10 protein-coding genes are annotated in these 10,509 nt (G+C 41.2%); 4 read left to right on the top strand and 6 right to left on the bottom strand.

Translation table 11 applies throughout. The annotated features are described in order from the left end of the window. Positions 1–71: 71 nt before the first annotated feature. Positions 72–656 carry a GNAT family N-acetyltransferase gene (locus AYJ08_RS08600; RefSeq protein ID WP_064017367.1) on the top strand — a complete coding sequence of 195 codons (585 nt, stop codon included), beginning with the start codon at positions 72–74 and terminating at the stop codon, positions 654–656. Between the two features lie 42 nt (positions 657–698). Here the strand turns inward: AYJ08_RS08600 and AYJ08_RS08595 are convergent, their stop codons facing one another. Beyond that, positions 699–1,595 (bottom strand): COX15/CtaA family protein, encoded by an 897-nt coding sequence (locus AYJ08_RS08595; protein WP_064017366.1) that lies wholly within the window; start codon positions 1,593–1,595, stop codon positions 699–701. 205 nt (positions 1,596–1,800) lie between these two features. Beyond that, positions 1,801–2,751 carry a heme o synthase gene (gene cyoE / locus AYJ08_RS08590; protein WP_031411643.1) on the bottom strand — a complete coding sequence of 317 codons (951 nt, stop codon included), beginning with the start codon at positions 2,749–2,751 and terminating at the stop codon, positions 1,801–1,803. Between the two features lie 270 nt (positions 2,752–3,021). Here cyoE and AYJ08_RS08585 point away from each other — a divergent pair, with 270 nt between their 5' ends. After that, entirely contained in the window at positions 3,022–3,792 is a 771-nt protein-coding gene (locus tag AYJ08_RS08585) for a sulfite exporter TauE/SafE family protein (protein WP_064017365.1), read from the top strand. 120 nt (positions 3,793–3,912) lie between these two features. Next, a complete protein-coding gene (locus tag AYJ08_RS23485; RefSeq protein WP_113756953.1) occupies positions 3,913–3,999 on the top strand; it encodes a putative holin-like toxin in 87 nt (28 codons plus the stop codon). Positions 4,000–4,262: 263 nt separating this feature from the next. Here AYJ08_RS23485 and AYJ08_RS08580 read toward each other — a convergent pair whose 3' ends face one another. Further along, on the bottom strand, positions 4,263–6,560 hold the full coding sequence (locus AYJ08_RS08580) for an immune inhibitor A domain-containing protein (RefSeq protein WP_064017364.1): 2,298 nt from the start codon (positions 6,558–6,560) through the stop codon (positions 4,263–4,265). A 345-nt stretch (positions 6,561–6,905) separates the two neighbouring features. Between AYJ08_RS08580 and AYJ08_RS08575 the strand changes: the two genes are divergently transcribed. Next, a complete protein-coding gene (locus AYJ08_RS08575; protein WP_003334459.1) occupies positions 6,906–7,220 on the top strand; it encodes a DUF4870 domain-containing protein in 315 nt (104 codons plus the stop codon). Positions 7,221–7,300: 80 nt separating this feature from the next. Here AYJ08_RS08575 and AYJ08_RS08570 read toward each other — a convergent pair whose 3' ends face one another. The 3 genes from AYJ08_RS08570 to AYJ08_RS08560 all read right to left on the bottom strand — a co-directional run bounded on the left by AYJ08_RS08570 (position 7,301) and on the right by AYJ08_RS08560 (position 10,158). Continuing rightward, positions 7,301–8,095, bottom strand: coding sequence for an ABC transporter ATP-binding protein (locus AYJ08_RS08570; protein ID WP_064017363.1), 795 nt, complete (start codon positions 8,093–8,095; stop codon positions 7,301–7,303). Next, a complete protein-coding gene (locus tag AYJ08_RS08565; RefSeq protein WP_064017362.1) occupies positions 8,089–9,018 on the bottom strand; it encodes an ABC transporter permease in 930 nt (309 codons plus the stop codon). The genes AYJ08_RS08570 and AYJ08_RS08565 overlap by 7 nt, the downstream gene beginning before the upstream one ends. A gap of 126 nt (positions 9,019–9,144) precedes the next feature. After that, positions 9,145–10,158: an ABC transporter substrate-binding protein gene (locus AYJ08_RS08560; protein WP_064017361.1), complete on the bottom strand. Its 1,014-nt coding sequence runs from the start codon at positions 10,156–10,158 to the stop codon at positions 9,145–9,147. Positions 10,159–10,509: the final 351 nt, after the last annotated feature.

Genomic DNA, 10,509 nt, shown 5'->3' with positions numbered 1-10,509 from the left:
AAAACCTGTGATATACATAGAATAAGAAAAAATACGTTCAAGGAACTAATACATATAAAGGAGTTGGATCAATGATAACCGACTACCCTGTTCTCGTAACCGAACGACTCATGCTCCTCCATCTATCCTTGCATCAGGCCGATGACCTTTTTGAAATCTTTTCAAAGGAAGAAACCACACATCACGTTCCTAGAAAAATCCATAAAAGCAAATTAGATACGGTTCTGTACTTAGAAAAACGAATGGCCGATTGCGTAGAGAAAAAAGCCTTTATTTGGGCGATCTATCATCGAGAATCTGGTAAAACCATTGGAGTCGCAGGTCTTTTTCAATATGCAGAAAAAGAAAAAAGCGCTTCATTAGGTGCAGTCCTTCATCCTGACTATCGCGGAAAAGGAATGACATACGAATCGCTTCGGGCAGTAATGGCTTATGGGTTTAAAGAAATCGGTCTCGTTCGCATGGAAGGTAAATGTGAAGCAACTAACACTCTATCTGAACGTGTCATGCAACGATTGGGGATGGTTTATGAAGGAACGTTGCGTAAAAATGTGTTAATCAAAGGGGAACTGCGGGATTCAAAGGTATACTCCGTCTTGCAGGACGAATACATGGAGGATGATCAGGCTTCCTCAGCTACTCATCCGTCTACCTAAGAAAAAGAGCGAGAACACCTCGCTCTTTTCCATCTCCGCTTTTTAGGATGGCCTCTTCAATGTCTGTAAGCCTAAGTAGCATAGAATGCCAAAAAATACTGTAATGATGGCAGAATGTGTCAAAGTAGCATATAATTCCAAATTAGCAAATACCACTAAGCCTCCACTAAGAACTTGAAGAATAACCAATACAAGCGCTAGCTTAGAGCAGGTATAAATATCTTTGCGTGATTCTTTATAATGTTTGGCAGCATATACATAAATTCCGATAATCAACAGCACCAATACAGCAGCAGCCACCCTATGTAAAAACTGAACACCTACCTGACCACTCAATTCTGGAATAAGCTTTCCATTACAAAGCGGCCAGCCCGAACAGCCCAAGCTGGAGCCTGTATGACGCACGTAGGCACCCAAATACACAACCCCGTAAGCGTATAAACTTACCATCCACACATATAAACCAAAGCCTTTTTTTACAGTTCCCTTGATTATTTTCTGGAGGCGTTCATGGTTAATCACAAACATCGTGAGCATAAATACCCCTGTATAAGCGAGTAAAGAAAAGCCAAAATGAAGAGCTAAGACAGGTGAAGATTGTGGCCAAATGACTGCAGAGGCTCCTAGGATAGATTCTACTACAATAAAAAACATTCCGAAAATTGCTAGCCCTAATACTTCTTTATTGCCCTTGTATTTAAAGATCGAGTAAATAGAAAAGACAACCACTACTATCCCTGCTAGACCGGTGGTTAATCGATGAACATACTCAATGATCGACTCCAAAGCATAGGAGGGAACAAACTTCCCGTTACACAGTGGCCAATCATTTCCACAGCCGAGACCAGAATTAGTTTTGGTTACTAAAGAACCGGCAATCATCACGATAAACATAACAAGGGTCGAGAGGATCGCTAATCGTTTTACATTTTTGTCCATTTCCATACCTCTTTTATTAATGTAGCAAATCTTTTTGAAGAAGCAACGAACCTAGCTGGCGCAAAAATGTAACCGCCATCTTTTTAATAAATTCCTTTATTCCGAATTTTTTCTTACTTCCTTTAACAGTAAAGAAACATCCCCCGCTTTGCAAGAGATGTTCCTATATTAATGTGTGATAAACATGTCAACTTTTCAAACTTTTTTATAAGTGAACCAAAATAGCGCTGATAACCATGGCTGCACACATCACTGTTAAGTAAATGAGCGAATAACCAAATAGCTTTTTCGCCCATGCCATATCATCCTTGGCAGAAAAACCTTGGAAGAGAAGCACTACATAAATAATCCCCATGATGGATGCGACAATAAAATATAACATACCTACATTCCCGTATAGGAATAAAATGAGTGATGCCGGCAGTAGTGCAGCACCCCAGAAGAACATCTGACGCTTGGTCTCTTCAAATCCGCGTACCACCGGAAGCATTGGGATACCGCCAGCTCGGTAATCCTCCACCTTCATCATAGCCAATGACAAGAAGTGCGGAGATTGCCACAAGAAAATGATTAGAAACAAAGTCCAAGCTCCTAAATCAAGCGTTCCTGTTACGGCAGCCCAGCCAATTAAAGGCGGCATGGCTCCTGAGACACTGCCTACCACGGTATTCAAAGTGCTGACACGCTTCATCGGCGTATAAATTAACACATAAAAAATGTGCCCCACCAGACCACAAACTGCTGCCAGCGGATTAGCTAGAAAGAACAGCACTATCAATCCAAGCAATAATAAACCTAGTCCAAAAATCAATGCATTACGTGGTTGGATTCGTCCTGATGCTAAGGCACGGTTTTGCGTTCGTTTCATTCTTTTATCCAGATCGCGATCCAGATAGTTATTCAGCACAGCGCCAGAGCCAATAATGACAGAAGTTCCAATCAACGTATAGATCGTCAGGTCAAATTGAAAATTTTTAAATCCTGCTGAAGCAAGCCAAATACCAGCAAAAGCAGTGAGCAAGTTAGAAAAAATAATACCTGGTTTCATTAGTTGTACATAATCTGATAGCGTTGCGGGTTCAGTTTGCACTTGTTTTGTATCCATATCATCTAGGAAAGAGGTGCCGGACTCCTTTAAGTCAACCTCGTGTTCCATATTGCAAGGCTCCTTTCCTTCTTTCAAAATAAGTGATCCCATATCCTATAACAGCGGAATATTTACTCGAAAGTCTATAGCTAAGAAGTGATTTTTTTCATAAATAGATTCGCATTCATTGTAGCGAATCTTTCCATATACAGTCAACAATAGAAACGCAGTTAGCACATAACAACTGCTCCTCGCCCATTTTTTGGCCGATACGCACCCTGATTCTCTCTGTTCCATACCATATTAAGGTACATTCGCCCATAGAAGAGAGGGGTTCGCATGATCGATATTTCATTAACTCTCATCGGTGCGTTAGTTGGCTTTCTTGTCGGATTAACAGGAGTAGGTGGGGCAGCATTACTGACGCCCTTCTTAATCATGATGGGAATTCAACCAACGATCGCCGTAGGAACAGACCTTGTCTACAACTCCATTACAAAAATATTTGGCACTCTCCAGCATTGGAGACAAAAAACTGTGGACTGGACCATTGTATTCTATTTAGGTATTGGAAGTGTTCCCAGCGCCATTCTCGCCGTTCATTCTCTACATTGGATACAAACAAATTTCGGTTCGGCTGATGTAGTAGTCAAAAAGGTATTAGGTTTTGCGCTGATTCTCATTCCTATTGTCATGCTGATCAAAACGATTCAATCTCATAAAAAAGCGACGCCAAACAAATGGCAACTAAAAACTACGCAAGAAAAAAGTATGTTAGTCATTACTTCAGGGGCCATTTTAGGCTTTATCGTAGGCTTTACCTCTGTTGGCAGCGGTTCCCTATTTGCCCTTGTTTTGCTTTACCTATTTCAAATGCGAGGTGCCTCAACGGTCGGAACCGATATTGCTCACGCTTTCTTTCTTGTTACCGCTGCTGGTTTCACTCATATACTATATGGAAACATCAATTATGCTACCGTGTTCCAACTGTTAACAGGTTCAATTCCCGGTGTTTTTATTGGGAGTTTGCTTGCTCTTAAAGTACCTACCATTCATTTACGCTACATGATTTGCGTTATTATTTTAATCAGCGGTCTAAAAATGATTTAACAATCATGACATTTTACAAAATAATACAACAAAGGAAAATATCATGATATAATAAATTTTAAGCAGATAAGTCAAACGACGGTAAGGCGGACCGTATCCCCACGGAAAGGGGGTGGGCATATGTCAGTGTATGAAGGCTTATCATTGATGATTACGTTTGGGACACTCATCATAGCCTTGCTGACCGCCTCTGCCAAACGGAAATGACCACTAGTCTGTCTAATAAACAGAAAAGTGGTCATGGCTGACTCGAACGGCTACCTACCCCGTACGACTATTTGCGATCGCCGCAGGTGTTCGGCCACCTGCGGTTTTTCTATGAGGATCGACAATATTTTTGTAATTTTTTGTCGAAATAGGTTGCTGTTTCCAACAATTCATATGTTATCACAAATGCTCGAATTCATGTAACCTATTTTCTAATTTTCGGTGAAGACTTTCTAACAAGTTGTCTTTTTTTGTCCTATTCTCTAGTCTTTCCACACTTCGATTGTAGCCTTTGAGTAGTCCTCCTCAACATCCTTAATCTTGATGGCAAGACCTACCTGTGGCAGTACCATTCCTACATCCTCTAAGCCTGGCATCGAGTAATCCTTTTCATCAGAGAAGGTTGTTACACCCTTCCTCGACGGACTCCATATCTTGCCCAAGATATATTCCAGATTAATTTCACTGGTAGGATTTGGACTAAATGCAGCATCGCTTACTTGGTAACGCGCATCGGCTGGTTTCTTCTTGTTATCGTCCCAATAACGGATTTGTTGATGGGAATCAACGACGCCAAGCATTCCATGACCAGGATGCAAGCTGGTTTTATTATCTTCCGTCGCACCATATTTCCCATCGTAATACCAAATAACCATTCCAGGATCATAGGTTAAAAATGTTTCTCCACGGCGAAAATATTTCAATCCTTCATCAGCACCGTTATAAGAGCGTAATTCTACGAGATAATAGGCATCATATTTTTTACCTTTTCCATCGAATTGAGTGAAGCCGTCTAATTCCATCTTAGGCTCCCCTTCTGCGTCATCTTTAAATACCTCGTCACCATCAACTGATACTACGATGTTATCCAGATATACTCCTTGCTTCGTCGTAGCAGCATCTGTCACATATTCGAATTGGAATTTCATTTTTTTCCCGACATAATCAGAGAGATCAATCTCTACTTCCTCCCATTCCTCGGGATCATCGCTCCAATCCTCTACTAATTCCTCCTCGCCTGTATCTACATCAATAGCATTTAGGTATAAGAAATCGTAATTTTTTTCAATACTCCTCCACATATCTACAGTCATTGTCGCTTCCGTAGCATCCGTGAGGTCTATTTCAGGAGTGGTAATCGTACTTGTTAAATTATCGCCCTCATCCGAAAAATAAGAATATTCACCTTGGAAGGGCTTCGTTGGTGCATCCTTCAAAATCTCAGGCATATCAATTTTAAGTACCATGTTATTATCAATATCTTTGTTTACCGCTTCATGCAATGTAAACTTCTGTTTCTTGCGAAGGTCAGCATAATCTACTACCTTTGGAGATACCCATTTGCCTCCGTACATTTCTTGCAGCATCATCTTAGACCATGGATCAAGACTAGTTGGTTCTGTTTGAAATACATAGCCTGTGTGACTACCGCTTGACATTAATGACCAAGCTCCAACTGGAGAATCGTGTCCGCCTTTATTCGTATCATATAAGTCCGGTAAGCCCAAATTATGTCCATACTCATGACTGAAAACACCTGGCGCTCCATCTTCTGGCTGAATCATATAATCATATGCAAGCAAATTGGTTCCTGGTATCTTAACAGGCTCTTCCAGCGTCCAACGATGTGACCAGATCGCATCATCATCCTCTCCTGTTTCTTCCCCGATACCGGCATGTACCAGCATCAGGTTATCCAAAATGCCATCCGGTTCATTTAAATCTCCGTCCCCATCAAGATCGTAAGGGTCACGTTGATCGTATTCCTCCTCATGGCCAGCGATTGCCTTACCTACCTGCTCCAAGGATTCAATAACTAGCTCACGTGGGTGAGCATCCCCACCATTCCTATTCTTCCCATAGTATTTATAGGAATGTTTAGCGGTTATCCAAGGTGTTACTATCCCATTTACAGACCAAGTATCACGGGATTGCTCCTCGTAATATTTAGCCATTGTGGTCATTGAAGTACCCTCCGGCGTAGTATATCCGCCCGGTTCAAACAGCATTTTTTCATAATGCTCTTCATTAAAATCAGCCGTCCATATCGAATCCTTCACTTTTGGTAATTCATTGTGAAGCCGATCGGGAAACTCAATGAGACTAACAACGATATTATCAACAAACATATTGTCATCAAAATTTCTGGAACGCTTCTTTCCTTTAAATTCAGCTACATTCTGGATGACCTCTTCTTTAGCAGCTTCTTGACTCCGCTTTGCCTCAGCACCAAATGAGCTTGAGGTATCTGGCCCGCTCGGTATACGCTTATTCTCCAGATATTCCTTGATAGAATCTCGAATCTCATCCTGAGTAGCATCTTCAGCGATAATGCCTCTTGCCTGTAGATTTTTCGCTAAACGATCGAGGTTAAGAGTAGATTCGTCTACCGGTGAAAAATTGTCTTTTGTCGTTTCTTTGTCTTTTTTCTTCTTCTGGTGATGCTTTTGCTGCTTGGTATCTTTCTTACTCTTAGCTTCCGTAATGCTTGGTACGCCTGCCATTGTACTAAAAAGCAGCGCGGTGGCAAGCAGTGCAGACATTGTCTTTCTCCACTTCATCTGAAAACCTTCCTTTCCCCCTATAAAAACTCAATATTCGGGTATCTTTTTACCATTCTTTTCATTATCTTAAAATCCTTTTACATTTTTTTATTTTTTTCGATAAATCGAATATATATTTCGACAATTGTTTGATTTTCATTTAACTATTCCTCTCAGTCTCTAGTAGGAGATAAAAATCATTCGTTTGCTGGTATAAAAAACATTGATTCACTTGTAAAATAAAAGTGTAAAACAAAGAAATATTTTGAGTATGACATTTTGAAAATTCATTAGGAACATGATATCATGTGAATCTATTGTTACTTACGTGATATTTGCCATAACGAATAGGAGGTTTATGCTATGGAAATGAATCAAGTGTTAAAATTACTGTCCCATGCCAGCACTTTTTTTGCTCCCATCATCGGGCCCATTCTTATTTGGTTACTTGCATCTGATCGATATGTCAAAAACGTAGCTCTGCAAGCACTCGTTTTCCATATTTCCATGTCTGTATTGATCGGTATTTCTTGGGCTTTGTCGTTTATACTAATTGGTATTCCGTTCCTCATCGTGTTCGGAATCATGGCTCTCTACTGCCCAATCAAAGGTATTTTCTACTCTCTTACAGGTAGAACGTACTACTATCCAATCATTGGTCGTCTGATCAACGGCTAATAGGGATTTTCATATAAAAAGCCAATGCCTGGGTCCTTTGTCCATAAGCATTGGCTTTTGTATTTTCATAGTTTCGTTTGTTACGAAAGTAAATATCGATCCTCTGTAAAGCTCTCGCCCCGCGCTGTTTCAAAAGCCTGTAACAGCTCTTTTGTCGTCATGCTAGCTTTTTGCTCCTGCCCTACGTCCAAAATAATTTTGCCCTCATGCAGCATCAGCAATCGATTTCCTAGCGAAAGTGCCTGCTCCATGTTATGTGTGACCATGAGAGTCGTTAGCTGATCACGTTCGACAATTCGCTTAGTCAGTGCTGTTATCAGTGCTGCACGCTTCGGATCAAGCGCTGCGGTATGTTCATCTAATAGCAAGATTTTTGGCTTAGTCAGGGTTGCCATTAACAAGCTTAGAGCTTGACGTTGGCCTCCAGACAATAGACCTACCTTAGCCTGCAAGCGATCTTCTAGCCCTTGCTCCAAAATGCTCAATTGTTCGCGAAAGAAGCTCCGTTTTGACTTCGTGACCCCTAGTCGGAACAATCTACGTTCCCCTCGCGCTCGTGCGATAGCTAGATTTTCCTCAATAGTCATATGGGGTGCGGTTCCCGCCATTGGGTCTTGGAATACTCGCCCTATATATTTGGCGCGTTGATGCTCTCCCCTGCGTGTTACATCCTGCCCATCAATACATACTTGTCCACCATCCGGCAGCAAGGCTCCGCCGATCATATTTAGCAATGTTGATTTACCTGCTCCATTACTGCCTATTACGGTTACAAAATCGCCCGGCTTCAAATGTAAATGAATTTGCTGTAGAGCAATCTTCTCGTTTACGGTTCCTCTATAAAATAGCTTAGATACATCTGTTAGCTTTAGCATGATTTATTCCCTCCTTTACCTAAAACAGGCAGGTGCTTATTCATCCCGCGCAAAACATTCGGTAAAGTAAGTGCCACAATCACTAGTAAAGCGGTAATCAGCTTCATATCCCCAGGTTTCAAACCAACTTTTAGTGCATAGGCAATGACAAATCGGTACAATAAGGAGCCAATAATAACAGCAAATGTAGCTCTCATGATGCTCTTATCGCCAACAATCACTTCTCCAATAATAACAGAGGCGAGCCCGATGATAATCATGCCGATTCCCATGTTTACATCGCCAAACCCTTGAAATTGGGCAATCAGTGCCCCAGATAAGGCCACGAGTGCATTAGATAGGGCCAGTCCCATAATTAACGTTCCATCCGTACCAACACCATAGCTCCGTATCATAGTTGGATTATCTCCAGTAGCACGCAGATCAAGCCCTATATCAGAATGTAAAAAATAATCTAAGACTCCTTTTAAGAGGAAAACTCCCACTAGGAAAAGTAACGCAACTCCTGAAAACAATGTAATACCATTCACCGTGAAGTCTGGAATAGACATATCCTTTGCCATTGAGTACAGTGTCGTTTCACGTAATAGGGGAACATTTGATTTACCCATGATTCGTAAATTAATCGAGTATAGGGCAATCATGGTTAAAATCCCTGCAAGTAGCCCGTTAATTTTCCCCTTCGTAGTAAGTACTCCTGTAAAGGCTCCCGCTAATGCTCCACCTCCTGTGGCAACTAAAGTAGCTAATACAGGATTTGTTCCTTCCGAAATCAAGGTAGCTGCCATTGCTCCACCTAAGGCAAAGCTCCCATCTACTGTTAAATCAGGAAAGTTAAGAATGCGAAACGTGAGATAAACACCTAAAGCCATTACAGCAAATAACAATCCTTGTTCCAAAGCTCCCATCATTGCTACACTCATCTGTCATCCTCCTGTGCTCGTCTCAGCTTACTAATCTCAACCTTCTACATCAAAGGGATTTTTGCTCTCTTCAAGCAGTACCCTGTCTAATCGCACGCCAAAAAGAGGGCATCGCTGCCCCCTTTGTTATTTCACGATTTCTTTCGCTTCTTTACGCAAATCATCTGAAATAGTCAAACCAAACTTTTGAGCAGCCTTCTCGTTAATGACCAATTCGGTATCCTTTCCAACTTCAACCGGTGTATTTGCCACACTCTGACCATTCAGAATACGTGCGACCATTTCCCCGGTCTGTTTGCCCATCTTGTAATAATCAATGCCATACGTAGCTACTGCACCGCGTTTTACAGTATCCATATCGGATGCGAACACCGGTACTTTAGCCTTCTCCGCTACACCAAGCACGCCTTCAATGGAAGCAACCACTGTATTATCAATCGGGATAAAAATAGCTTCCACTTTGCCAAGTAAGGATTGAGCGCCCATTTGCACTTCATTTTGACTGCTGATGCCTGCTGGGACTACTTCGATACCCATTTTTTGACCAGCCGCCTGTAAATCCTTAACCTGAACCTCTGCATTTACTTCTGATGTAGTATAGATGACACCGATTTTTTTGATGGTAGGAATGAACTTTTGAACGAGCTGCAACTGCACTTCCATTGACAATTTATCAGAAGTTCCTGTTACATTCTTATCTGGTTTATCTAAAGAAGGCACTAATCCTGCTGATACAGGATCTGTCACTGTAGTAAATACTACTGGAACATCTTCAATAGCTTTAGCCAACGATTGGGCGGACGGAGTAGCAATCGCCACTGCCACGTCTTTCTTGTCGCTGGCAAATTTCTGAGCAATTGTGATGGTATTATTCAGTTCGCCGTTTGCGTTCTGATAATCTACTTCCAGATTTTTGCCCTCTTCAAAGCCTTTATCTTTTAATCCATCCTTAATTCCTTGATAAATGGAATCTAGGGCAGGATGCTGTACAAATTGGGATACACCAATTTTGACCTGCTTATCTGATGTACCTTGTCCAGCTGCTGTTACTCCCTCCTGCTTTGCAGTTGGTGCAGCACCACATGCAGCTAATGACAACGCTAATCCAATAGACATGATAAAACCTGTTGCTTTTCTCATCTAAACTCTCCTCCTCAGCTCTATAAAACCTGTACTATACTGGTCTAACCTGCACTGTTTACTAAAAACCTATCTACTCTTCTCTACCTACGCTCTCAACTGTACTGCTATGTTCTTTTGTAATACATTATCTGATTTTTTGAAGACTGTAAATATAATTTCTGAAATATGCTGAAATTAACAAACCTTTCAGTAAAATTTTTTACATAGTAAGAATATAACAGTTAAAGTAATAAGATTGCTGTCGCGCAGGAAAAAGAAAAAAACGGCGAGCCTGATTCGGCTCGCCCAATTTAGTAGTGTGAAGGGAAGGTTATCATATGAAATCGGAAAGGAGAAGCTATATGGTAT

Source organism: Brevibacillus sp. SKDU10, assembly GCF_001645205.1.
In the GTDB taxonomy this organism is placed as follows: Bacteria; Bacillota; Bacilli; order Brevibacillales; family Brevibacillaceae; genus Brevibacillus_B; species Brevibacillus_B halotolerans.
The sequence above is the reverse complement of the archived record's forward strand: the minus strand, read 5'-3'. Positions and strand labels throughout refer to the sequence as shown.